At 53.6% G+C, this 25511-nt stretch carries 20 protein-coding genes; 14 read left to right on the forward strand and 6 right to left on the reverse strand.

All coding sequences use genetic code 11. The features are described from left to right. Window positions 1-145 precede the first annotated feature (145 nt). Entirely contained in the window at window positions 146-1033 is an 888-nt protein-coding gene (gene rhtA / locus SPG90_RS02435; RefSeq protein WP_023310883.1) for a threonine/homoserine exporter RhtA, read from the reverse strand. A 354-nt stretch (window positions 1034-1387) separates the two neighbouring features. Between rhtA and ompX the strand changes: the two genes are divergently transcribed. Continuing rightward, on the forward strand, window positions 1388-1906 hold the full coding sequence (gene ompX, locus SPG90_RS02440) for an outer membrane protein OmpX (RefSeq protein WP_023310884.1): 519 nt from the start codon (window positions 1388-1390) through the stop codon (window positions 1904-1906). A gap of 145 nt (window positions 1907-2051) precedes the next feature. On the opposite strand, the gene SPG90_RS02445 is transcribed toward ompX, so the two are convergent. After that, on the reverse strand, window positions 2052-3635 hold the full coding sequence (locus SPG90_RS02445) for a phosphoethanolamine transferase (RefSeq protein WP_126302854.1): 1584 nt from the start codon (window positions 3633-3635) through the stop codon (window positions 2052-2054). A 283-nt stretch (window positions 3636-3918) separates the two neighbouring features. After that, window positions 3919-4047 (reverse strand): manganase accumulation protein MntS, encoded by a 129-nt coding sequence (mntS, locus tag SPG90_RS02450; protein WP_014831181.1) that lies wholly within the window; start codon window positions 4045-4047, stop codon window positions 3919-3921. A 183-nt stretch (window positions 4048-4230) separates the two neighbouring features. On the opposite strand from mntS, the gene mntR reads away from it, so the two are divergent. The 7 genes from mntR (at window position 4231) to SPG90_RS02485 (ending at window position 13018) form a co-directional block, all read left to right on the forward strand. Beyond that, entirely contained in the window at window positions 4231-4704 is a 474-nt protein-coding gene (gene mntR, locus SPG90_RS02455) for a manganese-binding transcriptional regulator MntR (RefSeq protein WP_023310887.1), read from the forward strand. After that, window positions 4701-5810 (forward strand): anion transporter, encoded by a 1110-nt coding sequence (locus tag SPG90_RS02460; protein ID WP_126302853.1) that lies wholly within the window; start codon window positions 4701-4703, stop codon window positions 5808-5810. The genes mntR and SPG90_RS02460 overlap by 4 nt, the downstream gene beginning before the upstream one ends. Before the next feature lie 101 nt (window positions 5811-5911). After that, entirely contained in the window at window positions 5912-7006 is a 1095-nt protein-coding gene (locus SPG90_RS02465; protein ID WP_126302852.1) for an HlyD family secretion protein, read from the forward strand. Continuing rightward, entirely contained in the window at window positions 7003-8574 is a 1572-nt protein-coding gene (locus tag SPG90_RS02470) for a DHA2 family efflux MFS transporter permease subunit (RefSeq protein WP_033145003.1), read from the forward strand. Before SPG90_RS02465 ends, SPG90_RS02470 begins: the two co-directional genes overlap by 4 nt. Beyond that, window positions 8574-10097 carry an efflux transporter outer membrane subunit gene (locus SPG90_RS02475; protein WP_126302851.1) on the forward strand — a complete coding sequence of 508 codons (1524 nt, stop codon included), beginning with the start codon at window positions 8574-8576 and terminating at the stop codon, window positions 10095-10097. The genes SPG90_RS02470 and SPG90_RS02475 overlap by 1 nt, the downstream gene beginning before the upstream one ends. Before the next feature lie 102 nt (window positions 10098-10199). Then, window positions 10200-11240, forward strand: a complete 1041-nt coding sequence (locus SPG90_RS02480) for an aldo/keto reductase (RefSeq protein WP_126302850.1) — start codon at window positions 10200-10202, stop codon at window positions 11238-11240. 197 nt (window positions 11241-11437) lie between these two features. Continuing rightward, window positions 11438-13018 carry a hypothetical protein gene (locus SPG90_RS02485; RefSeq protein WP_126302849.1) on the forward strand — a complete coding sequence of 527 codons (1581 nt, stop codon included), beginning with the start codon at window positions 11438-11440 and terminating at the stop codon, window positions 13016-13018. Between the two features lie 4 nt (window positions 13019-13022). On the opposite strand, the gene SPG90_RS02490 is transcribed toward SPG90_RS02485, so the two are convergent. Next, window positions 13023-14819 (reverse strand): glycoside hydrolase family 2 protein, encoded by a 1797-nt coding sequence (locus SPG90_RS02490; protein WP_126302848.1) that lies wholly within the window; start codon window positions 14817-14819, stop codon window positions 13023-13025. Between the two features lie 360 nt (window positions 14820-15179). On the opposite strand from SPG90_RS02490, the gene SPG90_RS02495 reads away from it, so the two are divergent. Together SPG90_RS02495 and SPG90_RS02500 are read left to right on the forward strand one after the other, a co-directional pair. Continuing rightward, window positions 15180-16490, forward strand: coding sequence for an MFS transporter (locus SPG90_RS02495; protein WP_126302847.1), 1311 nt, complete (start codon window positions 15180-15182; stop codon window positions 16488-16490). 23 nt (window positions 16491-16513) lie between these two features. Next, the gene (locus SPG90_RS02500; RefSeq protein WP_126302846.1) at window positions 16514-17626 is read left to right on the forward strand and encodes a hypothetical protein; all 1113 of its coding nucleotides are present in this window, start codon (window positions 16514-16516) and stop codon (window positions 17624-17626) included. A 96-nt stretch (window positions 17627-17722) separates the two neighbouring features. On the opposite strand, the gene SPG90_RS02505 is transcribed toward SPG90_RS02500, so the two are convergent. Further along, window positions 17723-18826, reverse strand: coding sequence for a succinylglutamate desuccinylase/aspartoacylase family protein (locus tag SPG90_RS02505; protein WP_126302845.1), 1104 nt, complete (start codon window positions 18824-18826; stop codon window positions 17723-17725). A gap of 305 nt (window positions 18827-19131) precedes the next feature. Between SPG90_RS02505 and SPG90_RS02510 the strand changes: the two genes are divergently transcribed. Genes SPG90_RS02510 through SPG90_RS02520 form a run of 3 tightly spaced genes read left to right on the forward strand, consistent with a single transcriptional unit; the run spans window position 19132 to window position 22614 of the window. Then, complete coding sequence (locus SPG90_RS02510) at window positions 19132-20508, forward strand: glycoside hydrolase family 1 protein (protein ID WP_126302844.1); 1377 nt, start codon at window positions 19132-19134, stop codon at window positions 20506-20508. 51 nt (window positions 20509-20559) lie between these two features. Continuing rightward, window positions 20560-21882, forward strand: a complete 1323-nt coding sequence (locus SPG90_RS02515) for a PTS sugar transporter subunit IIC (protein WP_045355721.1) — start codon at window positions 20560-20562, stop codon at window positions 21880-21882. A 15-nt stretch (window positions 21883-21897) separates the two neighbouring features. Further along, window positions 21898-22614, forward strand: coding sequence for a GntR family transcriptional regulator (locus SPG90_RS02520; protein ID WP_045403739.1), 717 nt, complete (start codon window positions 21898-21900; stop codon window positions 22612-22614). Window positions 22615-22656: 42 nt separating this feature from the next. Here the strand turns inward: SPG90_RS02520 and ldtB are convergent, their stop codons facing one another. After that, window positions 22657-23577 carry a L,D-transpeptidase gene (gene ldtB / locus SPG90_RS02525; RefSeq protein ID WP_045403737.1) on the reverse strand — a complete coding sequence of 307 codons (921 nt, stop codon included), beginning with the start codon at window positions 23575-23577 and terminating at the stop codon, window positions 22657-22659. A gap of 222 nt (window positions 23578-23799) precedes the next feature. Between ldtB and SPG90_RS02530 the strand changes: the two genes are divergently transcribed. Next, a complete protein-coding gene (locus SPG90_RS02530) occupies window positions 23800-25395 on the forward strand; it encodes an ABC-F family ATPase (RefSeq protein ID WP_023310897.1) in 1596 nt (531 codons plus the stop codon). The last annotated feature ends 116 nt before the right edge of the window (window positions 25396-25511 follow it).

The raw sequence follows: 25511 nt of genomic DNA on the forward strand, positions 1-25511 counted from the left end.
TGATACAGATCAATCTTAATTGCTGATTGGGGATGTAAACGCAGAGGGATATTTCGAAAATAGCGCAAAGTGTGTAAGAAATTATAACGTCTGTCTTTCTGGCCTTTATTCTGCATGGCGTGGAAGCCATGCAGAATATATGGCCTTAGCTGATATCCACTTTCTCAACTTTAGGCTCCGGGCGCATGGTGAGCGTCGAGCCCATTGATGCCGCGATAATCGAGCAGAGCGCCAGCGTCTGGGTCAACGTGAGGGTTTCGCCGAGAAACACCATTCCGGAAATGGCGGCTAGCGCAGGCTCCATGCTCATCAGCGTGCCAAATATGCGCGTCGGCAGACGCGTAAGGGCAATCATCTCCAGAGAGTAGGGGAGTGCGGTAGAAAGAATCGCGACCGCCAGCCCGATGGGCATGACGGACCATTGCCAGATAGATTCGGTTGCCTGCGCCATGCCGATAGGCACGAAGACGATGGCTGCGATCAGGGAACCTAAGGCGACGGTCGCCGGACCGTGCTCTTCTCCTGCACGCTGGCCCGTAAGTATATAGACGGCCCAGCAGGCGCCTGCACCCAGCGCCAGGGCTGCACCCGTCAGATCAATCTCAGCGACGCTCTGGCCCAGCGGCAGCAGGAACCATAAACCCAGAACGGCTAACACGACCCAGATAAAATCGACCGGACGTCGCGAGGAGAACAGCGCCACCGCCAGCGGGCCGGTAAACTCCAGCGCGACGGCGATCCCCAGCGGTATCGTCTGAATAGAGAGGTAGAACAGATAGTTCATTGCCCCAAGGGAGAGTCCATAAAACAGCAGGGGTAAACGCTGCTCCTTTTTGAAGCGCAGACGCCAGGGTTTGAAAATGACCACCAGTATCACCGTGCCCAGCACGATACGCAGGGCAGTCACCCCAGGCGCACCGACCAGCGGAAAAAGTGATTTTGCAAGCGAAGCACCGCTTTGAATGGACAACATGGCAATGAGTATGACTGCTACCGGCAACCAGACCGACGACGTGCGGGATAACCCAGGCATCCTTTCTCCTGTCAGCTTATGTCAAATGAGGTAAAGGTTGCAGTGTAAAGGAAATAAGCGGCAACGGTTGAGGTGCTGTTGAAAAAAAACCTCGTGAAATCCGTAAAATGGTTAAGCGCTGGTGGATTTATCGCCTGATAGATTAGGAATAATCTGGATGAATGTAACGGCGCTTGCGCGCACTATGCGCATTTAGTAGTGAAAATTGCATGTGATTTGAAAGAGATAGCTGACGCTGGAAACGTTCTGTTACAGGAAAGGTTTCATTAGACATCACGAATCACAAAGAGTTTCGCAAATTTTTTTGATATATTTAAAACTTACGGACTTACTTGAAGCACATTTGAGGTGGTTATGAAAAAAATTGCATGTCTTTCAGCACTGGCCGCTGTACTGGCTGTTTCCGCAGGTACCGCTGTAGCTGCTACTTCTACTGTTACTGGTGGTTACGCTCAAAGCGACTATCAGGGCGTGATGAACAAAGCTAACGGTTTCAACCTGAAGTATCGCTACGAGCAGGATAACAATCCACTGGGCGTGATCGGTTCTTTCACCTACACCGAGAAAGATCGTTCTGAAAACGGCGCATACAACAAAGGCCAGTATTACGGTATCACCGCTGGTCCAGCTTACCGTCTGAATGACTGGGCGAGCATCTACGGTGTTGTAGGTGTTGGCTACGGTAAATTCCAGCAGACTGAAAACCAGAGCGAAAGCCGCACTGCAAGCAACAGCGACTATGGCTTCTCCTATGGCGCAGGCCTGCAGTTCAACCCAATCCAGGACGTTGCTCTGGACTTCTCCTATGAGCAGAGCCGTATCCGCAACGTTGACGTTGGCACCTGGATCGCGGGCGTAGGTTACCGCTTCTAATCACTCCGGTGAGCTAATAAAAAATCCGCCCAATGTGGCGGATTTTTTTTGTGGAAAGTAAAAGCAAAACGGCAACCCCAGGTTGCCGTTTTTAGTGTTGTTCCCTCTCCCCGTGGGAGAGGGTCAGGGTGAGGGTATCGGACCGCTACTTACTCTTAATATCGAAAATATCCGTACCCAGATGGTTGTAGTCAACTTTCTGTAACTTGAAGTTGGTAACGTACACTGGGGGAGCTTTCTTGTTAGAGACAAACGGGTAAGCCGTTTTTATCTGCTCGGCTGTAATTCCCGTCCACTGCGAGAAGAACTGCAGGAAATCATTTGCCGAACGGCGCGCTTTAATCACGCGATGCGTTTTATCATCACTCGACAGCACCATAAACGGCACCTGGAAGTTCTGCTGGAACTTGTCATCATGCGCCAGGTACTGCACCTCTTTACCACGCTCTTTAAACGCCAGCCCATGATCCGAGAAATAGACCATGGAGAAGCTGTCGCCCGTATTGCGTAGCTGATCGTACAGCTTGCTCAGCAGGTCGTCGGTTTGCGTCATGGTGTAGAGATAGCAAGAGGTCTCTTTGGACTGCACGAACTCCGCGTACTTCCCGCCGGTCCGATCGCAGGCCTGCGGGTGCGACCCCATCAGGTGCAGGACGATCAGCTGAGGCTGGGTGCGCGGAGTGGCGAAGACCTGTGCCGTCATTTTCAGCAGCGCTTCGTCTTTGGTATTTTTGTCGGCTTCAAAGTCGCCGTTCTTCAGGAACTGCACTTCGTCGGCACGTTTGGCGATACTGGCGATGGCCGTATCGTATTCGCCAATTTGCCCCTGATTGGAGAACCACCAGGTCTGATAACCCGCGCGGTTTGCCAGGGTGACAAAATTATCCTGATACTGAGGTTTGCCGTCGACGACCCGGTTAAGCGTCAGGCCGAGCGATTTCTGCGTCGAGCCGCTGGCCGCAACATAATCGGTAAACAGCGTGCCTTTGACCGAACTGGCAAACGGTGTGTTATCCCAGTGTCCGCCGAAGGCTCCCATTGCATCGCGACGGGCACTTTCCCCAATCACCACCACATAGGTGTGATACTTCGGCTTAACGGCCAGCACGTTCCAGGTGTCTTTCATATTGGAAAGCTCAGCCATGCGCGCCTGTTCGTCGAGAACCTCTTTATTATTGACAACGACGTCCTTCACGAAGCGAAAAACCGGATAGCCGATATTGGTGAGCCTGAGCTTACCGTCCCAGGGAATATTCTGGATGGGGGCGACAAACGCCACGGCAACGCTGAACACCAGACAGAGTATTTCGATCTTACCCCAGGATTTTTTCTCGCCCGACTGACGGCGGATGGCGATAACGCCCAACGCGAAGATAAAGATCCCGACCACGTAGCTGTACCACGGGAAGATCGTCAGGATCTCCGTTGACTCTTCCATATTGGTCGAGTGCAGCGCCAGCAGGGTATTAAAGTTTGGCGAGCCGTAAGCCTGACCGAACGGGAAATAGAGTGCAGCAACCAGCGAGCAGATCCCGATTAACGCTTTTTGCACGCGCGGTGCGGTTCGCCACAGCACATGCAGAACGCAGGTGAAAGCCACCGCGTAGAGCAGACTAAAGGGATAACCCAGCGCAAAGTTAATCAGCAATGACTGCAAAAAGTAAAAACCCGTCCACGGGCTTAAGGCCCGGCTGCGGGTCACAACGGTATCTATCAGGGTTACATTCATAGGTCACTATCATGGATGAAAACGCCATGTGCTCACCCTGGCGTCAAGGGTCATAACCTGCCTGACAGTGCGTGGAGAGGGAATGAGGGTCCGCTTCAGCGAGCCGCAAATTGTGCAGGGCTGCAAGAAGATAGTGCGAGCGCTAAATAATATCAACAGTTGCTAAGCAGATGTTTTGCGAAGGGGATTGCAAATCCGCAAAAAAGATCGGGAATAAGGCGGCTGGAAGCCAGTTTACAGCGTGATTGTGACGGGAAAATGAAGCGGCGTACCGCAACGCCGCTTAGTGGGAAGGTTTGTCGTCCTGATGCGGTTTGTTGTTAAACATATCGCACAGCATGTTCAACAGCATTAAGCGCACTTTAAAGGGAGAGTGGGTAAACACGGTCATGCACCTCTTGAATTCGTTCATAAGACCTCCTGAGTTTTGATCCCTTCGATCCGTGAAGGGTGACTGCATTACATACAGATATAGCACAGGCTATATTGTATAGCTATGGCTATTTCGTTAATTTTTTGTGCTTGCGGAGCTATGGTTTACAATGTGCGCTCTCGAAACCGGGCGCTGGAAGCGTCACCCCACTGAGGAAGTACAATGAACCGTCGCGCAGGTCATCCGACAATGAGGAAAACGACGCAACTGGTGAATGTTGAAGAACATGTCGAAGGTTTTCGCCAGGTCCGTGAAGCGCACCGGCGTGAACTGATTGATGACTATGTTGAACTCATTTCCGATCTGATTCGTGAGGTTGGTGAAGCGCGCCAGGTCGATATGGCCGCCAGGCTGGGGGTTTCACAGCCAACTGTCGCTAAAATGTTAAAACGCCTGGCCTCCGTGGGCTTAATTGAAATGATCCCCTGGCGCGGTGTTTTTCTGACGCCGGAAGGGGAGAAACTCGCACAGGAGAGCCGCGAGCGCCATCAGCTTGTCGAGAATTTTTTACTGGTGCTGGGCGTCAGCCCGGAGATCGCCCGCCGGGATGCGGAAGGCATGGAACACCACGTCAGCGAAGAGACGCTGGTGAAGTTTCGCGAATTTACCCTTAAATATGGTCCCTCCGCTGAATGAAAATCCCCGGACTGCAGGCCCTGGCACGCGATCGTTTCTTCCATCTTTTATTAATCATTGGCGCAGCGTTGAGCCTCTTTGTGCCGTTTGCGCCACGCGCCTGGCCCGCCGCAATTGACTGGCGCACCATCATTACCCTGAGCGGTTTGATGATGCTCACCAAAGGGGTCGAGCTGAGCGGCTATTTTGACGTTCTGGGCCGTAAAATGGTGCGCCGCTTTGCCACCGAGCGCAGGCTGTCCCTGTTTATGGTGTTCTCCGCCGCGGTGCTGTCGACGTTTCTGACCAACGATGTGGCGCTGTTTATCATCGTGCCCCTCACGCTTACGCTGCGTAAGCTATGCGAGATCCCGGTCAGCCGGTTGATCATCTTTGAAGCGCTCGCCGTTAACGCCGGCTCACTTCTGACGCCAATCGGCAATCCGCAAAATATCCTTCTCTGGGGACGTTCCGGGCTGTCGTTCGCCGCCTTTACCTGGCAGATGGCCCCTCTGGCGCTGGTGATGATGCTGTCGCTGCTGGCGGTATGCTGGTTTGCGTTTCCTGATAAAAAACTGCAGTACCACAGCGGCACAACGGGCCCGCAGTGGCAGCCGCGTCTGGTGTGGAGCTGCCTCGGGTTATACATCGTCTTTCTGTTTGCGCTGGAGCTGAAGTATGAGCTGGCGGGCGTCCTGCTCGTTGCCGCAGGCTTTGTCGTCCTGGCGCGTCGCGTTCTGGTAAGCGTGGACTGGACGCTGCTGCTGGTCTTTATGGCGATGTTCATCGACGTGCATCTGCTTATTCAGCTCCCGGTGCTGCAAACCGTTCTGCACAGCGTCAGCAGTCTGCCGCAGGCAGGGCTGTGGCTGACGGCGATTGGCCTGTCGCAGTTTATCAGCAACGTGCCTTCCACCATTCTGCTGCTCAACTACGTTCCGCCGGACACGCTTCTGGCCTGGGCGGTGAACATCGGCGGGTTTGGGCTGCTGCCCGGCTCGCTGGCAAACCTGATAGCCCTGCGCATGGCCAACGATCGTCGTATCTGGTGGCGTTTCCACATCTGGTCGATTCCGATGCTGGTTTGGGCCGCGGCGATCGGTTTCGGAATATTCCTTCTCATATAGTGCGCAATTTGTCAGTTTTTCCTGGCAAACGTATAGCAACGTCCTAGCTTTAGTGAACGGCATAGTGTGATGCCGCTCACTGACAGGACCGTTGCTGAACTATGGCTGAAGATCAAAACTCGCCTGCTGACGAGCAGGACAAAAACAATAATGAGCGTAAGCGCCCGGGCAAGAAACCGTTAATTATCCTCGGCATTGTCGTGGTGGTAATGGTGGTCGTGGCGCTGGTCTGGTGGTTTTTAACCCGTAACGAAGAGACGACCGACGACGCCTTTACCGACGGCGACGTGGTGACGATTGCCCCCAAAACGGCGGGCTACGTTACCGAGCTGCGCGTGCGCGATAACCAGCGCGTGAAAAAGGGCGATCTGCTGGTGGTTATCGATCCGCGGGACACCACCGCGCAGCGCGATCAGGCTCAGGCCCAGCTTGGGCTGGCTATCGCGCAGCTGCATCAGGCCCAGGCGCAGCTGGCGCTTTCAAAAGTCCAGTATCCCGCCCAGCGTGACGAAGCCAAAGCGCAGGTGCTGAAAGCGCAGGCCGATCTGGCGAACGCGCAGGCGGAGTACCGTCGTCAGCGCGGCGTCGACCCGCGTGCGACCACCCAGCAAAGTATTGATTCCGCGAATGCTCAACTGCGCAGCGCCCAAGCGGGCCTGGCCAGCGCTCAGGCGCAGCTGGAAGTGGCAGAGCAGGTACAGCTGCAAATCCGCCAGCAGGAAACCAACGTTGAAGCGCGCGAGCGTCAGGTCGATCAGGCTAAAGCGCAGCTGGAAACCGCCAACCTTAATCTCTCCTATACCGAAGTCCGCGCCCCGTTCGACGGTTTTGTCACCAAACGCAACGTGCAGCCCGGCACGCTGGTGCAGGCGGGAACGGCGCTGTTCTCGCTGGTTTCCCCGAACGTGTGGGTGGTCGCGAACTTTAAAGAGTCGCAGCTTGAACGCATGAAGCCGGGCGATAAGGTCACCGTGTCCGTCGACGCGTGGCCGGATATGGAGCTTGAGGGCCACGTAGACAGTATCCAGCAGGGCAGCGGCTCGCGCTTCTCCGCCTTCCCGGCAGAAAATGCCACCGGTAACTTCGTCAAAATTGTGCAGCGCGTGCCGGTCAAAATCGTGATTGATAAGGGCCTGGATCCAAACAAACCGCTGCCGCTGGGGCTGTCGGTCGCACCGAAGGTGACGGTGGAATGACGGATCACAGCCACGACAGCTGGAAGCCCGCCAGCAATCCGTGGGCGGTGGCGATTGTCGTCACCCTGGCGGTATTCATGGAAATTCTGGATACCACCATCGTCAACGTGGCGCTCCCCCACGTGGCAGGATCGCTCTCGTCCAGCTATGACGAATCTACCTGGGTGTTAACCAGCTATCTGGTCGCGAACGGCATCGTGCTGCCCATCTCGGCGTTTCTGAGCCGGGTGTTTGGCCGCAAGCAGTTCTTCCTGATCTGCATCGTCATGTTTACCGTCTGCTCGTTCCTGTGCGGGATTGCCACCGAGCTGTGGCAGATCATCCTGTTCCGCGTGATGCAGGGCTTTTTTGGCGGCGGGCTGCAGCCCACGCAGCAGTCGGTGCTGCTCGACTACTTCAAACCCGAAGACCGGGGCAAAGCGTTTGGTCTGTCCTCCATTGCGATTATCGTTGCGCCGGTGCTCGGCCCGACGCTGGGCGGTTGGATCACCGACAACTATTCCTGGCGCTGGGTGTTCTTTATCAACATTCCGGTGGGGATTGTGACGGTGCTGGCGATCTACCAGCTGCTGGAAGATCCGCCGTGGGAGAGCAAATCAAAAGAGAAGCTGACTATCGACTGGACGGGGATCGGCCTGATCGCGCTGGGGCTGGGCTGTCTGCAGGTGATGCTCGACCGGGGAGAAGACGAGGACTGGTTCTACTCGAACTTTATCCGCACCTTCGGCGTGTTGACGCTTGTCGGCATTATAGGCGCCATCTACTGGCTGGTATATGCCAGAAAGCCGGTGGTGGATCTGCACTGCATGAAGGACCGCAACTTTGCCATCTCCAGCCTGCTGATGGCGGGGATGGCGATGATTTTGTACGGCAGCTCGGTTGTTATCCCGCAGCTGGCGCAGCAGGACCTGGGCTACACCGCTACCTGGTCGGGGCTGGTGCTGTCGCCCGGCGCGGTGCTGATTGTGTTAACCATTCCGCTGGTGCTGAAGCTGATGCCGGTGGTGCAGACGCGCTGGATTATCGCCTTTGGCTTTACCTGTCTGGCGGTGTCGTTCTTCTGGTCGCGAACGCTGACGCCGGATATCGACTTCGAAACGCTGGTGCTGTTCCGCAGCGCCCAGTCGATAGGGCTGGGGTTCCTGTTTGTGCCGCTCACGACTATTGCGTTTATCTCGATACCGAGGCGGCTGAATGCCGATGCGGCGGCGCTGTTTACCATGTTCCGCAACGTAGCGGGTTCGATTGGCATATCCCTTTCGACGGCGGCCATCACCGAACGCGCGCAGGCGCACAGCGCGCATCTGGCGTACCACGCCTCGCCGCTTAACGAGCAGTTCCAGCAGGCGATACGCGAAAGCGCCCAGGCGATCCAGAACTTCACTACCCAGGTGGGCGACCCCACCGGCATCGCCACCGGACGCATGTACCAGACGATGATCGAGCAGTCGCGCTTCCTGGCCTACATCGACGTCTTTACCATTCTGAGCGCGGTGGCCTTGTTACTGATTCCGTTTTGTTTGTTGCTCTCGCCGGTTAAGAGCGAGGGGAGTGCAGGAGCACATTGATGATACACAGACGTTTACACCCCCTGATGATAATGATGCTGCTGGCGGGCTGCGCCGTCGGGCCGGACTACCAGCAGCCTGCGCCGCCCGCCGTTACGCACTGGAACGATAAGGGCGACAGCGCGGTGAAATCGCAAACTACCTCCGCCGCGACCAACCCGCGCTGGTGGAAGACCTTCGGCTCGCCGCAGCTCGACAGCCTGGTTGAGCGCGCCATTGCCGGAAACCTGACGCTGCAGCAGACGGTGCTGCGCATCGCCGGAGCGCGAGAGCAGATTAACCAGGCGGGCGGGGCGTTTTATCCGTCGGTGAACGGCAATCTGCAGGCGACGCGCCAGCAGCTTGGGCTTGAAGGGGAGCTGAAATCTCATGGCGTGTACGACCAGCTTGATAATGTCGATCCTGAACTGCGGGGCGCGTTAGGGCCGCTGACGCAGCCGATTAACCTCTACCAGGGCAGCTTCGATGCCCAGTGGGAAATCGACCTGTGGGGCAAGGTGCGTCGTCAGGTGGAAGCCGCCGAAGCGCAGCAGAAAGCCGCCATTGAGCAGCGTAACGATGCGCTGGTGTCGCTGGAAGCCGAAGTGGCGCGCGCGTGGCTCCAGCTGCGCGGGGCGCAGAGCATTATCGCCACGCTGAACACCCAGATTAAAAGCGCGCAGCAGACGCTGGATCTGACGGAAAGCCGCCAGCGGGGCGGGCTGTCGCCACAGATGGACGTGGAAAACGCCCGAGCGCAGCTGGGCAACCTTGAAGCACAGCTTCCGCAGTATCAGGCGCAGGAGCGGCAGGCGATGAACGGCCTGGCGATCCTGCTCGGCAAGCCGCCTGGGGCGCTGGATGCGGAATTGCAAAGCGTGCAGCCGATGCCAGCCCTGCCGGATATCGTGCAGACCGGCATTCCATCCACGCTGGCGCGACGCCGTCCGGACGTGCGCGAAGCGGAGGCGAACCTTCACGCCGCCACGGCGCAAATCGGCGTCTCGGTGGCAGAGCTGTTCCCGAGCTTTACCCTCTCCGGGCAGTTTGGCCTGCGCAACAGCGAAACCAACTGGCTGACCGACTGGAGCAGCCACTTCTACAGCTTTGGCCCGCAGGTCTCTATTCCGATCTTCCAGGGCGGTCGGCTGGTCTCCAGCGTCAAGGTGGCGCGCGCGCAGCAGGGAGCGGCGGTGCTGGACTATCGCCAGACTGTGCTGACCGCGCTCGGGGATGTGGAAAACGCGCTGGTGAGCTATCGCACCGACCAGCAGCGTGAAGCGGGTCTCGCAAAAACGATCGACGCCCTGCAAAACGCTTTTGACCTGGCAAGCGACAGCTACCGCCAGGGGATTGCCAGCTTTATTGACGTTCTGGACGCGCAGCGGCAGCTCGCGCAGGCCCAGCAGCAGCGCGCACAGGCGCAGGTGCAGAGCGCGCTCGATCTCGTGGCGCTCTACAAGGCCCTCGGCGGCGGCTGGGAGCCGTATCAGCAGGTGCAGTTACCGGACTACAGCGTCTTTGGCGACGCCCCGCGCGGATAAATTCAGAGGATTGGGCAAGAAACGGACAGGAACGCCACATTCGCGATGGCTGAGGGGCGGGTATAACTATCGGGTACCCAATCGACATGCGAGGAATAACTTATGCGTTATCAAAAACTGGGCAATACCGGTCTGTTCGTTTCTGAACTGTGCCTAGGCACCATGACCTTCGGCGGCGAGGGCGGCATGTGGGGCAAGATTGGCCAGCTCCAGCAAAGTGAAGCCGAGCAGCTGGTGGGCCGCGCGCTGGATGCCGGGATCAACTTTATCGACACCGCGGACGTTTACTCGGAAGGGCGTTCGGAGGAGATCACCGGTCAGGCGCTGAAAAACCTGAAAATCCCGCGCGAGAACGTGGTGGTCGCCACGAAAGTGTTCGGCGAAACGGGAACGGCCGGGGTGAACTCGCGCGGCAGCTCGCGCTATCACATCATCAGCAGCGTGAAGGAGAGCCTGCGCCGCATGCAGCTCGATCATATCGATCTCTACCAGCTTCACGGCTTCGACCCCGCAACGCCGATTGAAGAAATGCTCTACGCGCTGGATAACCTGGTGCAGCACGGCCACGTGCGCTACATCGGCGTCTCGAACTGGGCGGCGTGGCAGATTGCCAAAGCGCTCGGTATTTCTGAACGTCTTGGGCTGGCGCGCTTCGTATCCCTCCAGGCGTATTACACCATCGCCGGACGCGATCTTGAGCGCGAGCTGGTGCCGATGATGCAAAGCGAAGGCGTCGGGCTGATGGTCTGGAGCCCGCTGGCAGGCGGCCTGCTGAGCGGAAAATATGGCCGCGACGGGCAGAGCGAAGCCGGCGGTCGCCGTCTGGAGTTTGACTTCCCGCCGGTGAACAAAGATCGCGCCTTCGACTGCGTGGACGTAATGCGCACTATCGCCGAAAGCAAGGGTGTCTCAGTCGCGCAAATCGCGCTGGCCTGGCTGCTGCACCAGAAAGCGGTGACCAGCGTGATTATTGGTGCGAAACGCGTCGAACAGCTGGACGACAATATCGCCGCGACCGGAATCCGACTGAGCGAAGATGAGCTCAAGCAGCTTGATGCGGTGAGCGCGCTGCCGCGCGAATACCCGGGGTGGATGCTGGAGCGGCAGGGGGAATATCGCCGCAATCAGCTCGCGCAACAATAACCTTCCTCGCCCCGGCAGCGCATCGCCTGCCGGGGATGAGATAAAGTAAATGACGAGATGCTGCTTTTTTAAAGGCAAACTGTATCACTATTGTAATTAGGACTTCAGGATGTCTATGAACAAAGAAATGTGGTGAATGAAAAATAAAAGCTATAAAATGCAGGTCATGGCTAACGTTCCTGGTGTGGTTTCTCTAAGTGCAGAGCTCAATTCCGCTTCGTTTACTAGAAGTAAACTCTTCGCTGATCTGGCACTGGCCATACTTGCAGAGTGTTATTGCAGTGATGGTACGGGACCAATTTAATGGACTTGTTATTAATCAGCAGAATTTATTGTCTTTATTAGTCCCTCCCTCAAAATATTGTCAACATGGTCGTGAAAATCTGATGCGTGAGTATCAGGAGCATTTATTGTATTTGCAGCGATTATGCCGTTATTGTCAGGCGTCGGGCATTGGCGTTTGGTTGCAAGGTGAAGCGCTACCACGGGATGGAAAAATACAAGAAAAATATCCAGAATATGCTTTGATTGATAATATTAGAGCAGATGAAATTTTCTGGAAAAACTTTTATCAGCACGCACTCTTAGAAGCCCTTGAACAGCTATCCGGCATTGATGGAATGATTGTTAATCTTCACCGACATCAACCCTATAAAGCCAGCTGGGTCTCGACAATCCCTTTTCTCTACCAAACCCTGCGAAGCCTGGGAAAAAAAATGGTCCTGCGTGACTACATGGAGGATGAGGCAGCATCGTGGCAATTAGTCAATGCGTTGCAGGTATTACCTCCGGATGTGAGGGTGTCAATAAAAGCAGTTGCTCATGGTTATCGCCCGGGTTTTGTCAATAACCCTTTATTGACTCAGCTTGAAGGTCGGGTCAAGTGGATTGAGTTTGATATGTGGGGGCTGGAGTACGGCTGGACTCTACTACCGTGCTACTTATTAGAGGAAATTCAGGGCCGCCTTAGCTGGGTTGAAAGTATGGCTGGTGAGGAACTGGAAGCGATTACGGGACGGCTTAGTTGGGAATGGATCTCTAACAGCTCCCTGATTAACTCCGTAAATTCAGTGAACCTGCATGGCTTAGCGATGTTTGGCCGTGAAATATTTATGTCTGAGAAACAGGCGTTTCATTGCTGGCTCACGGATATGCTTGAGCGTAAGGTGGAGGCGGCTGAATTAAACATCTTTCATCAATTGTACGCCAGCAGCTATGAATGGATGAGAAAGACCCCCTATATCCTGGGGCATGTTTTACACCATTTCAGCCAGGTTCCGGTAAGCTATGCACAAGCCGTAAAACAACTGCAGTTTCATTTGCTTAAATCTGATGATTATGCTGCGACGGTCTTGTTCCCGATAAACGATCCCGATGCCGGACGCGAACAGTTCCAGCAATTAGTGTTAGAGAAAGAACGAGCTATGTTTTTGGCACAAGACTCCCGTAACCGGCTCTTTCAAATAATACACTCTATTGATATGTCGGATGAGAAAAAAGATTTATTCAAACGCGTCTGGGACCGCGTACCGTACTACACTGAAATGTTCAACAGAGTCGCACGAAGTGTCGCTATGAAAATGATGGTCGATCGTTACGGCCATCAGAGTGGCATATCTTCATTTGAATTAAATAGTGAAATTAATGAACTGCGCCTTCTGGCGATTCGAATTTCTGCGTGGATTGATAAAGAAGAACAACAACAGCCACATTATCTGGCTATGCTATTTGATCCTGCCAGGCTACTTAGCCTGGCAGAAAGTTTGACAGAAAATTGATCAATTATGACCCGGCATTTTTTAATTGCTGATAAAAATCCCGCAATATATAAAATGCTTTTTTGCGCGTTATTTTATCTGCGGTAATCAGTCCCTTGCAATTGAATCCTTTCTGATAGGGGTTCTGACGTCTTTCTGTACGGTAGTCATACAACAACCATGGAGTAAAACCGCGCACATAATTGAGTTTTGGCAGATACTCGGTCTGTTTGCGATAAACATCCGCCATATAGTTTTCCGAGAATGGCCCCGACTGAGGCGCATGTTCGCCCGGAACGCCCTCGGCACCAGTTTCAGTGATGACAACAGGCTTTGTTGGCGACGAGTTTTTACCGAGCACAATCAGATCGTCAAAATTCTCTTCGTACCAGCCGTAATACTCATTCAGACCGATAATATCAAGATAATCGGCCAGACGATCTTCAATCTTCATTTTTGCATGATTGACAAGGCAAGCGGCAGAAATCAAACGGCTGGGATCGGCCTTTCGGGCTGCATCAATCAACATGCTCATAAAATCCAGGCGTTCATCGGTATCTGCATTTTCATTACCCACTGACCAGATAATTACGCTGGCACGGTTTCGGTCACGATAAATTAGCTCCATCAACTGATTATGTGCATCGCGTTGCGTTGTCGGATTTTTAAAATCTATCGCCCAGTAGTTTGGAATTTCTTCCCAGAGCAACAAACCGACCTCATCCGCAATACGCGCGACCATTTCATGGTGGGGGTAATGCGCCAGTCTCAGGTAGTTGCAGTTCAGCTCTTTAGCATCATGAAAACGGCGGCGGATATCCGCTTCATTGGTCATTTTTCCCAATAATACATCATCTTCGTGGCAATTTATGCCGCGTAGATAGAGCGATTTACCGTTGAGACGAATATCCGTACCCACAACGTCAATTTGCCTGAAACCCACGCGGTCGCTGACACAGTCGCGCCCCAGCGATGCCATAACGCGATACAATTTAGGGTGTTCAGGAGACCAAATTTGCGGTTCAGCAGACAGGTTAGCTTCAGCAATGCCATTCACCACCGGAAGAGTAACGGAGATGCCAAGTTCAGCGAGAGAGAAATTCACCTCTCGCGCATCACCTTCCACTGCTATTCTCACGGCTATTTTATTATATTTGCCGTCTGGAACTAAATAAACGAACAGATCCCTGATATAAGTTTGCGGCGTTCGAATAATATCAATTTCACGGTATATCCCGCCATAGTTGAACCAGTCGTTATTTCTCAAGGGTAGCCTGTCAGTAGTGCGGGTGTTATTCACACATAACATCACCACATTCTTTCCAGGCAGTAATACAGACGTTAATTCAGCGCAAAATGGGGTTGAGCCCCCATAGTGGTTACCTATAAACTGATGATTGACAAAAAGTTTGCAATCGTAATTGGCTGCGCCAATGCGTAAGAAAATACGTTCATCCGCGTCCTGTTTGAGGTAATCAATGTCCCGGGTGTACCACGCACTCCCTTCAAAATAAAACCATTTTTCTTTCATCATTTGCCAGCATCCCGGCACCGGAACGGTATCCCCGGCAAAAGGATCGTAATCGTAAGGATCGCGACGTGTTTCAGCGTCGCTTTTCTCTAAGAGATACCATTTTTGCCTTAATCCCGTGTCGTGAAGATCCAGCGTAAAGCGCCATTCGCCACTCAGGCTTTCACGGTCTCGGCCACCCGTGAATAACAGATTAGTATGATTGAGATTCTGCTTATTATACGGTTGGTTATATTGCTCGTTATGTAAGCATTCAACGGCATTTTCAGCCAGGTCTGATTTTTCCAACATGAGATATCCTTCATAAAAGAGGTGTTTATGAAGAATAACGGCTCGAATTCAGACGCTGGAGCTGCTCCTCATAAACAGAAGGAAAGTTAAGTGATAAAAACATGTAAATGTGATGGAGGTCGAATAACGACAGGATTCTAATGTGATGCACATCTCATAATTGCTTTTACTATGGTGATTTTGATCACATCTGCAACCCTGAGGCGCGATATGACTCACATAAAATTATGGCAGGACTTCAGGGATCTCACTTCTGTTTCTTATCCGTCATGCGTTCAGGCCGGGTAACGTACACTGGTTGAAATTAATTACTATGGGTCTGTTTGGATACGATTATTAAATCGTGACGGAGGAAATACGATGGGTCAGTTGCAGGGTGGTGTCAGTAATGAAGCTGTAAATATTGGTTCTACAACCAGTCGATATCGATGGACGATTTGCGCGTTGCTCTTTTTTTCTGTCACCATAAATAATCTCGACAGATCTATATTAGGGTTGCTCGCCCCAATATTACAAAAAGATATTGGCTGGAATGAAATTGAATACGGTAATATAGTGACGGCATTTCAGGCTGCCTATGCCTTAGGTTTATTCCTGTGCGGACGTTTTGTTGATGTTTATGGCGCACGCCTGGTTTTACCTGTCGCACTGGCAATCTGGAGTTTAGCTGCGATGGCTCACGGAATGGTCAGTACCGTTATAGGATTTATCTATGCGCGAATCTTCCTTGGGCTGGGGGAGAGTGCCAATTTCCCTTCAGCTGTGAAGGTTGCCGCAGAGTGGTTCCCGAAACGAGAGCGTGCTTTCGCAACGGGTATTTTTAATTCGGGTTCCAATATTGGTAATATTTTTGCTCCAGTTATTATTCCATGGATAGCATTACAGTGGGGTTGGCGTGAAGCATTCATCGTAACCGGTGCCGTAGGGTTTATCTGGATTGCTTTCTGGTTAATATTATACGGAAAGCCGGAGAAAATTAAGAAGGTAAATAAAGAAGAATTAACCTGGATTAATCAGGATGATGACGCCGATATTACAGCACAAACAACTCAAAAAATCAGCTGGTTGGGTTTGCTAAAGTATAAGCAGACCTGGGCATTCGCCATTTGCAAATTTCTTACTGACCCGATTTTCTGGTTCTTCCTTTTTTGGCTACCGAAGTGGCTGCATGACGCTCGCGGTATTGATATGGCGCATATGGCGATGCCCCTAGTATTAATCAATATTCTGGCAACGATGGGCGGTCTTGCAGGTGGTTATCTCCCTGCATGGATGGTAAACCGTGGTATGGCCGTCAATAAAGCGCGTAAAGCGACATTATTGTTATGCGCTACCTGCGTGCTTCCTATTTTACTGGTCTCGAATGTTTCCAATCTTTGGTGCGCTGTACTGCTGATTGGGCTTGCTGTCGCAGCGCATCAGGGCTGGTCGGTCAATCTTTATACCAGCGTATCCGATATGTTCCCAAAACAGGCGGTGGGTGCTGTTGTTGGTATTGGTTGCCTGATTGGTTCTCTCGGTTCAATTCTTTTTACGCAGGCCACAGGACATATTTTACAGGCAACCGGAAGCTATTGGTCTATTTTCCTGATGGGTGGTTTTGCCTATCTGCTGGGTTTCCTGATAATGCATTTATTAATTCCATCAATGTCAGCAGCTAAATTTAAATAATATTAACTATACAGGTACAGAACATGTCATTTACCGATAGTCTGTTAAAGGAACGTATTTTGGCAGCCAGAGAGAAAAGTCTTCTTTGGCTAAATAAAATGCAACTCCCCAACGCAACGGCAGGCGTATTACGCGTTAGCGAACTTCACCAGCCCGAGCAATGGCCGCAAATGCTTCTGCCGGGAACCTATGATGGCACGATGGCTCGCGTTTTATTGGGGGATGAGATCGCCGGGAAAGAAGCGCTTGCGGACTGGATATTGGGTCATCAGGGGAAGGACGGTTTTTTCCAGTTGCCGGGATTGTGCTGGAACGAAACATGGAAAGGACCGGATGCTGAAAAAACGCGCCAGTACATGCGTTTTCATACAACCAATTACTGTATGGGGACGCTGGAAGTGCTGGACCAACTGGATAGAATCGAGCTGCCATTTTTGAAACCTTACCTCGACGCTCAGTATTTTTGGGCATGGTTAGGTCAACGTGATATGCGCGATCCCTGGCTGGAAGGTAATAATATCGTCAATATCGGAAGTTTTCTGTTACTCGAACAGCAGAGAGAACCGAACGGTCCTGCGGCTCAACGTTTGCAGGATATGATCTTCTGGCATAATCAGCAAAGCGAACCCTATTCAGGTTTTTGGGGGCCGGGTCAGCAGTACAGCCAGGAAGCTTTACTATTTGCGCTCTGCGGTGCGACACATAATTTACATGTATTTTATGCACTCGATGAAAATATTCCCTATTTTAACCAGTCGATAAGCCGTTGCCTGGAACAACCACTAGCCATTCGCAGCAGCTGTATTGATGTCGATATTATCGATATTCTGGCGCACGGCCACGCGCGTTGCCCATATCGCAGAGATGAAATTGAGCATTGGCTCCGCAGTATGCTATTGAAATTGCTGGACTTCCAGAACGCGGATGGTGGATTCCCGGACACCTTACTTGGCGAGCGAGGGTATGATGGATGGGTGAAGGGATATAAAGAGCCTCAGGGACACAGTAATACGTTTGCCACCTGGTTCCGATGGATAGCTATCGCGATGATCGCCCACGTTTTATGGCCTCAATGGCAGGACTGGCGTTTCCGTAAGACGATCGGTATTGGATATTTTAAAAATCTGTCGAGGTGATTTTAAGTTTCTTTGCCCATCGGTACAGAAATCGGCGAAAGCATTTTATTCCATTGAGCATGCTTTTGCCGATTCAACGATGGGCTGTGGCGGCAATCAGCAACCGTCTTTGCAGGTTGCCGCTGGATTTTGCTCAAGGACTCTTACCAGCAGGGCTCGGGGTTCTCGAACTACATCTGTTCCAATTGACAGTACTTTGCCGTCCCTTTCTGCTGAATACTTCGCGACAACATCACCGAATGCATTTCGCTGCAGGGCGACCTCTTGTCCTGCTTTTACCGTGTCGCCGGGTTTAACGAAAACTTCCGCAAACCCACCTGTGGTTGCACGTATTGAACTGATAGCATTACCAATATACGTTTTATTGCTGCTGGCGGTTGCGCCGATTTTGCCTTCAATAACCTTGTAGTGGATCAGTACATTGAGGGCACCTTCTAAACCACGGGCAATCATATCCTGCTGGTAAATCCTCGGTTCTCCCGTCTCGGCCGTTATCGCCGGGATACCATTTTGAATAAAAGTTGTCTCCATTGAGCCGGCTTCGCCGGGATCTTTCTTAATTTGATCGGCCGGAAAAAGTTCTGCAATCGTCCGGGCATCCGCATTGCGGTAGTCGGCATAAATGAACAGCGGATAAGCCGTTCCGGTAGACTGGGTGTGATAGTCAATCGCCAGGTCTACATTTCCCTTGTAAACCTTATTCCACATCATCCATGCCTGACGCTCAGCAGAGTTACCCGTTTCTTTTCCTGGATGTACGCGGTTGTAGTCGATGGTCTCACCACCATCGGTTGAAACAGACCATGTCCGGGAAACCCTTTCAAGACCAGAACGGTTTGGGCCAATAATACCAATAACGCTTCCTTTCATTGTGGTGGGGTCCAGTTGTTCCATCACTTTTTGTACGATGCGAACCCCATTTAGCTCATCACCGTGGACGCCAGCCTGAAGCAGAACTTTCTTCCCGTCCGTTTTTCCTTTTGCCACCATTATGGGGACATACCATCGCTGTCCCGTTCCTGTCTCAACCCCCTCGAACATGAAGCGATGTTGTCCCGCTGTCAGGTCAGCTACATCCAGAGTCGAGATAACAGGTACTCCCTGCACCTTATCACCCGTATACACCGTTGCCGCATGAGTCATTGAGCATGACAACGCTAAGCTGAGAGCGAATGCGATACGGCTAGTAGATATCTTCATGAGCGTCATTTTCCATTTGATAGGGTTGAGATTTTTATTTTCTGGCCAGGGCCAGGGCCAGGGTTCATGCTCATTAAGTTAATAATGATTTTTTGAGGCCAGCCAGTGGCACGATCGGGAAATGTGATTTTGCATAGGCTAACGCTCCGGCCTCAGGAACAGGATTTGCGCGATTCATTTTCCTGCCCGGCTTCTTCTTTCCAACATGCCTCACAAAAAACGATCCTCCTCTTTGATCGTCCTTTCATCTTCGCCTATATGACTAGTCATTATATTTTAAATGACTAGTCATATAGGGAGGAAACATGAACAATCAGCTGCCGGCCAATTTTTTATGGGGCAACTCGGTGTCAAGCATGCAGACGGAAGGTGCCTGGAATGAGGGCGGGAAGGGGATGTCGGTGTATGACATTCGCGAAGCCGGGGAGAACGTCTCCGACTGGAAAGTCGCGACCGACTCCTATCACCGCTACCGGGAAGATTTCGACCTGATGCAGGATCTGGGCATGAACTGCTACCGCTTTCAGATCTCCTGGAGCCGCGTCTGCCCGCAGGGCGACGGCGCGTTCAACGACGAAGGCATCGCGTTTTATGACCGTTTTATCGACGATCTGATCGCCCGCGGCATCGAGCCGATGGTCTGCCTGTACCACTTCGATATGCCGCTGGCGCTGGCGCAGGAGTACAACGGCTTTAATGATCGCCGGGTAATGGATGCCTTTATCCGCTACGGCAAAAAGATGATCGACTGCTATGGCGACCGCGTGAAGTACTGGCTGACCTTCAACGAGCAGAACATCTTCCATATGCCGGAAGCGTTCCGCATTTCCGGCTATATGAAAGGCGAGAAAACCCTGCGCGAGCTGTACGAGCTGCAGCACCATACGATGGTGGCGCACATGGCGCTGACCGAGTATCTGCACCAGACCAGACCGGGCCAGCTGATGGGCGGCATGCTGGCGCACCAGCTGATCTACCCGGCCACCTGCAAACCGCGCGATATCTTCTGCGCCCAGCAGTACGACGAGTTCCTCAACCAGAACCTGCTGCGCGTATTCGCAGGGCAGGGCTACAGCCCGGCGGTGATGGCGGTGGTGGAGCAGGAGGGCTTTGGCGATATCTACCGCGCCGAGGATTTAGCGCTGCTGGCGCGCACCAGAAACGACTATATGGCCTTCAGCTACTACGCCAGCAAAACGCTGGACAGCGATGCGATCCCGGAAGGCACGCCGGTGAACTATTACCTGCTGCACGGCGAGAAAAACAACCCGTACCTGAAGGCCACCGAGTGGAACTGGCAGATCGATCCGCTGGGCTTTCGCACCATCATCACCCGCTACGCCAACGACTGGCGGATGCCGGTCTTCCCGATCGAAAACGGCATCGGGGTGATTGAGTCCTGGGACGGCGTCAATCCGATCGAGGACACCTACCGCATCGACTACCACCGGGCGCATATCAATGCCATGAAGGAGGCGATGTTCGAGGACGGGGCAGAGGTGATCGGCTACCTCGGCTGGGGGTTAATCGACATTCTCAGCTCCCAGGGCGACATGCGTAAGCGTTACGGCGTGGTCTATGTCAACCGGGAAAACCACGACCTGAAAGACCTGAAGCGCGTGCCGAAGAAGAGCTACGCGTGGTTAAAACAGGTTATCCATACCAACGGACGCGAGATGTAAGCCGTACGCTGCCGGGCCGTTTTTGTGACTGATTGATGGGAACTATCCGCTATGTCTGAAACAAAAATAACACCGCACATGCAGTCTTTTGTCGATAAGTTTGTTGAGTTCTCGGCGCGCCTGGCAAACCAGGTGCACCTTCGCTCCCTGCGCGACGCTTTCGCCACGGTGATGCCCATTTTCATCCTCGCCGGTCTGGCGGTGCTGGTAAACAACGTGGTATTTCCGTGGATTTTTCACGGCGACACGCTCGCGCAGTTTAAGGTGTGGGGCGAGGCGATTATCAACGGCACGCTGAACATCGCCGCGCTGCTGCTGGCCCCGATGATTGCCTGGTCGCTGGCGCGCAACAAAGATTTCGACAATCCGGTCTCGGCAGTGGTTATCGCCGTCAGCAGCTTTATCATCATGATGCCGATGCGCCTGCAGATTACGCCCGTCGGCAGCGATGCCGCGGTGAACGTCACCCAGGTGCTGACGTTCGCCAATATCGGCTCAACCGGGATTTTCGCCGGGGTGCTGATCGGGCTGCTCTCAACGGAAGTGTTTATCGCCATTTCGCGGCTGAAGGCGCTGCACATTTCCCTCGGGGAAAACGTGCCTCCGGCGGTGAGCAAATCCTTTACCGCGCTGATCCCGACCATCCTCACGCTCTCCCTGTTCGCGGTGCTGGCGGCGATACTGGCAAACGTGCTGCACACGGACCTGATCCATCTTATTACGACCTTTATCCAGCAGCCGCTGCGGCTGATCAACACCAGTCTGCCGGGGACGATTTTCATCTACAGCTTCGGTAACTTCCTGTTCACGCTCGGTATTCATCAATCTGTCGTTAACAGCGTGGTGCTGGAGCCGTTCCTGCTGATCAACACCAACGAGAACATGCTGGCTTTCGCCAACGGCCAGCCCATCCCGCATATCATCAACAACATCTTCGTGCCGACGTTTGGCATGGTGGGCGGCACGGGCAGCACGATCTCGCTGCTGATTGCCATCTTTATCTTCTCCAGACAAAAATCGGCGAAGCAGGTGGCGCGTCTGTCGCTGGCGCCGGGCCTGTTTAACATCAACGAGCCGGTGATTTTTGGCCTGCCGATCGTGTTTAACCTGCCGCTGATGATCCCGTTCGTGCTGCTGCCCGCCATCGGCATTTACTTCGCCTGGCTCTGTACCACGCTGGGGTTAATGTCGCGCTGCGTGGTGATGATCCCGTGGACCACGCCGCCCATTCTCAGCGCCTGGCTTGCCACGGCGGGGGACTGGCGGGCGGTGGTGGTGCAGTTGGCAATCATCGTATTTGGTGTATTCTTCTACCTGCCTTTCCTCAAGATTGCCGAGAGAGTGGCGTTGAAAAACAGCGGGATAGAAAACTAACTGAAAGGAAGGACGATGGCGGCGAAGTACATCACCATAGCGCGGGAAATTAAGAAACGCATTATCAGCCAGCAGTACGCCGCCAATGAACCGCTGCCGGACCAGTTTGCGCTGGCGGCGGAGTTCAACTCCAGCCGGATGACCATTCAGCAGGCGATGCGCCAGCTGATCGTCGAAGGTCTGGTCTATACCCGCCAGGGGCAGGGCACGTTCATCCGTAAAAACTTCCTTCAGCTCTCGCAGTGGGATCTCTCCGGCAGCGACTACTTTGGTGCGACCAAAACCTGGGAACATCTGGGCACGGTGACCAGCCGGGTGGTGCATTTCGAGCTGCGCTTCCCGAACGAAAAAGAGCAGGCGTCGCTGATGATTAACGCCGATGCGCCGATCTATGACTTCATTCGACTCCGCCTGCTGAACGGCGAACCGATGTCGCTGGATTCCACGGTGATGCCGATGAATCTGGTGCCGGGCCTGACGAAAAACCATCTTGAAGGGTCGGTGTTTCAGTACGTTCAGGAGACCCTGGCGCTGAAAATTATGGGGTCGTATCGGGTGGTGCGGGCGCTTAAGCCCAACGCGCTGGACAGGGAGCATCTGGTCTGCGAGCAGACCGATCCGGTGCTGGAAGTGGAGCAGGTGATTTATCTGGAGGACGGCACGCCGCTGGAGTATGCCCACTGCCACTATCGGTACGACCACGGTGGGATCGTGATCGTGAATAACGGATAAAAAAAAGCGGGCAACGAGGCCCGCTTTTTTAATGCTTCTCTGTCAGTTCAGACGCACCGGCATACCGGAGCGGTTCTGCACGGCCTGGTCAACAATCGCTGTTTCAACGTCTGGCTGAGACGTTACCGCCTGTACCGCGCTGTTCAGCGTAACAGGAACGACTTCGTTGTTGTTGATCTGGTCTTCGCTGGTGGACAGCGGGTTGTGCACTTCGATGTAGCGGCTGCCGTCTGGCTCAGAGGTCGCTTTCACCGGTTCGTTGATGAACTGCACGCGCGTACCGACCGGCACGTTTTCAAACAGGAATTTGATGTCGTCGTTACGCAGGCGCACGCAGCCGTGGCTTACGCGCAGGCCAATACCGAAGTTGGCGTTGGTACCGTGGATAGCGTACAGGCGGCCAATGTACAGCGCGTACAGACCCATTGGGTTATCCGGGCCTGCCGGTACAACGGCTGGCAGCGGTTCGCCCGCAGCGATGTATTCCGCGTGCATTTTGGCAGTCGGCGTCCAGGTTGGGCCCGCTTTCTTACGCTCAACTTTGGTGGTCCAGTTCATTGGGGTGTCTTTACCCAGTTGGCCGATACCGATTGGCAGCACGATAACGGTGTTGGTGCCTTTCGGGTAGTAATACAGACGCATTTCGGCGCTGTTAATCACGATACCTTCATGAACGGTATCCGGCAGGATCAGCTGCTGAGGAATATTCAGCACGGTACCCGCTTTCGGCAGATACGGGTCAACGCCCGGGTTCGCTTCCAGCATGTTAGACAGGCCCAGCTGGTACTGCGCAGCGAAATACTCCAGCGGCTGAGAGTTACCTTCTGGTACCGTCACAACCTGGTTCTGGCCTACCAGACGGCTACCGTCTGTTGGCAGGGGATACGTCACCGCAGACGCGGTCTTACAAAAACCTACTACGGCTAACGCCGCCGCTAAAAGCGTTGTTAATTTCATGTTCATGTTGTGCGAGGTATCTAAGCCATTCTGGCGATGAGTTGATAAGTCTGAATCTGTGATGGGAGCGCATTATATGTGCATTCCCGCTAACAGGGAATTCAGATGTGTACGAAATCACATTTTTTTCGATTTTGTTAAAGTTTAGTGGATTGCCGCAACACGGGATCTCAATTCGGAATTGTGGCATAATGCCGTGTTTATCACACTTTTCGCAGGAATCTCCCCGTGTTAGTTACCAGCAACGTCACTATGCAGTTTGGCAGTAAGCCGCTGTTCGAAAACATTTCCGTCAAATTTGGCGGCGGCAACCGTTACGGCCTGATTGGTGCCAACGGTAGCGGAAAATCCACCTTTATGAAGATCCTCGGCGGTGACCTGGAGCCGACGCTCGGCAACGTATCGCTCGACCCTAACGAGCGTATCGGTAAGCTGCGTCAGGATCAGTTCGCTTTCGAAGAGTTCACCGTGCTCGACACCGTGATCATGGGGCATGGGGAACTGTGGGAAGTGAAGCAGGAGCGCGATCGCATCTACGCGCTGGCCGAAATGAGCGAAGAAGATGGCTATAAAGTGGCCGATCTGGAAACGCAGTATGGCGAGATGGACGGCTACTCGGCGGAAGCGCGCGCGGGCGAGCTGCTGCTGGGCGTGGGTATTCCTGTCGAACAACATTACGGCCCGATGAGCGAAGTGGCGCCAGGCTGGAAGCTGCGCGTACTGCTGGCACAGGCGCTGTTCTCTAACCCGGACATCCTGCTGCTCGACGAACCGACGAACAACCTGGACATCGACACCATCCGCTGGCTGGAGCAGACGCTGAACGATCGCGACAGCACCATGATCATCATTTCGCACGACCGTCACTTCCTGAACATGGTCTGTACGCACATGGCGGATCTGGACTACGGCGAGCTGCGCGTTTACCCGGGCAACTACGACGAGTACATGACGGCGGCTACCCAGGCGCGTGAACGTCTGCTGGCGGATAACGCCAAGAAGAAAGCGCAGATTGCTGACCTGCAGTCCTTCGTCAGCCGCTTTAGCGCCAACGCCTCTAAGTCGCGTCAGGCGACCTCGCGCGCGCGTCAGATTGATAAAATCAAGTTGGAAGAGGTTAAAGCCTCCAGCCGTCAGAACCCGTTCATCCGCTTCGAGCAGGACAAGAAGCTGTTCCGTAACGCGCTGGAAGTGGAAGCCCTTACCAAAGGCTTCGATGAAGGCCCGCTGTTTAAAAACTTCAACCTGCTGCTGGAAGTGGGCGAGAAGATTGCCATCCTCGGTGCCAACGGCGTGGGTAAATCCACCATGCTGAAAACCCTGGTCGGCGAACTGCAGCCGGACAACGGCACCGTGAAGTGGTCTGAAAACGCGCAGATTGGCTACTACGCGCAGGACCATGAATACGAGTTCGAAAATGACCTGACCGTCTTTGACTGGATGAGCCAGTGGAAGCAGGAAGGCGACGACGAGCAGGCGGTACGCAGCATTCTGGGTCGTCTGCTGTTCAGCCAGGACGACATCAAAAAGCCGGCTAAGGTGCTCTCCGGTGGTGAGAAGGGCCGCATGCTGTTCGGCAAGCTGATGATGGAAAAACCAAACATCCTGGTGATGGACGAACCGACTAACCACCTGGACATGGAATCCATCGAATCCCTGAACATGGCGCTGGAGATGTATCAGGGGACCCTGATCTTCGTCTCTCACGACCGTGAGTTCGTCAGCTCGCTGGCGACCCGCGTGATCGAAATTACGCCAGAGCGCGTGGTGGACTTCACCGGTAACTATGAAGATTACCTGCGCAGTAAAGGTATCGACGGCTAATTTCCCGTCGTCTTTCACGCTGCAGATGCGTTGGCTTCACCTGTTCACCCCGGTCACTTACTTATATAAGCTTCCGGGGATTCACAGGTTTGCCGCCTTCCTGCAGCGCGAAATAC

Source organism: Enterobacter sp. D2 (genome assembly GCF_034427575.1).
GTDB classification, from domain to species: Bacteria; Pseudomonadota; Gammaproteobacteria; order Enterobacterales; family Enterobacteriaceae; genus Enterobacter; species Enterobacter cloacae_M.

Coding starts and splice junctions, on each gene's coding strand:
- rhtA (WP_023310883.1), bottom strand. CDS start 1,033: ATGCCTGGGTTATCCCGCACGTCGTCGGTCTGGTTGCCGGTAGCAGTC.
- ompX (WP_023310884.1), top strand. CDS start 1,388: ATGAAAAAAATTGCATGTCTTTCAGCACTGGCCGCTGTACTGGCTGTT.
- SPG90_RS02445 (WP_126302854.1), bottom strand. CDS start 3,635: ATGAATGTAACCCTGATAGATACCGTTGTGACCCGCAGCCGGGCCTTA.
- mntS (WP_014831181.1), bottom strand. CDS start 4,047: ATGAACGAATTCAAGAGGTGCATGACCGTGTTTACCCACTCTCCCTTT.
- mntR (WP_023310887.1), top strand. CDS start 4,231: ATGAACCGTCGCGCAGGTCATCCGACAATGAGGAAAACGACGCAACTG.
- SPG90_RS02460 (WP_126302853.1), top strand. CDS start 4,701: ATGAAAATCCCCGGACTGCAGGCCCTGGCACGCGATCGTTTCTTCCAT.
- SPG90_RS02465 (WP_126302852.1), top strand. CDS start 5,912: ATGGCTGAAGATCAAAACTCGCCTGCTGACGAGCAGGACAAAAACAAT.
- SPG90_RS02470 (WP_033145003.1), top strand. CDS start 7,003: ATGACGGATCACAGCCACGACAGCTGGAAGCCCGCCAGCAATCCGTGG.
- SPG90_RS02475 (WP_126302851.1), top strand. CDS start 8,574: ATGATACACAGACGTTTACACCCCCTGATGATAATGATGCTGCTGGCG.
- SPG90_RS02480 (WP_126302850.1), top strand. CDS start 10,200: ATGCGTTATCAAAAACTGGGCAATACCGGTCTGTTCGTTTCTGAACTG.
- SPG90_RS02490 (WP_126302848.1), bottom strand. CDS start 14,819: ATGTTGGAAAAATCAGACCTGGCTGAAAATGCCGTTGAATGCTTACAT.
- SPG90_RS02495 (WP_126302847.1), top strand. CDS start 15,180: ATGGGTCAGTTGCAGGGTGGTGTCAGTAATGAAGCTGTAAATATTGGT.
- SPG90_RS02500 (WP_126302846.1), top strand. CDS start 16,514: ATGTCATTTACCGATAGTCTGTTAAAGGAACGTATTTTGGCAGCCAGA.
- SPG90_RS02505 (WP_126302845.1), bottom strand. CDS start 18,826: ATGAAGATATCTACTAGCCGTATCGCATTCGCTCTCAGCTTAGCGTTG.
- SPG90_RS02510 (WP_126302844.1), top strand. CDS start 19,132: ATGAACAATCAGCTGCCGGCCAATTTTTTATGGGGCAACTCGGTGTCA.
- SPG90_RS02515 (WP_045355721.1), top strand. CDS start 20,560: ATGTCTGAAACAAAAATAACACCGCACATGCAGTCTTTTGTCGATAAG.
- SPG90_RS02520 (WP_045403739.1), top strand. CDS start 21,898: ATGGCGGCGAAGTACATCACCATAGCGCGGGAAATTAAGAAACGCATT.
- ldtB (WP_045403737.1), bottom strand. CDS start 23,577: ATGAACATGAAATTAACAACGCTTTTAGCGGCGGCGTTAGCCGTAGTA.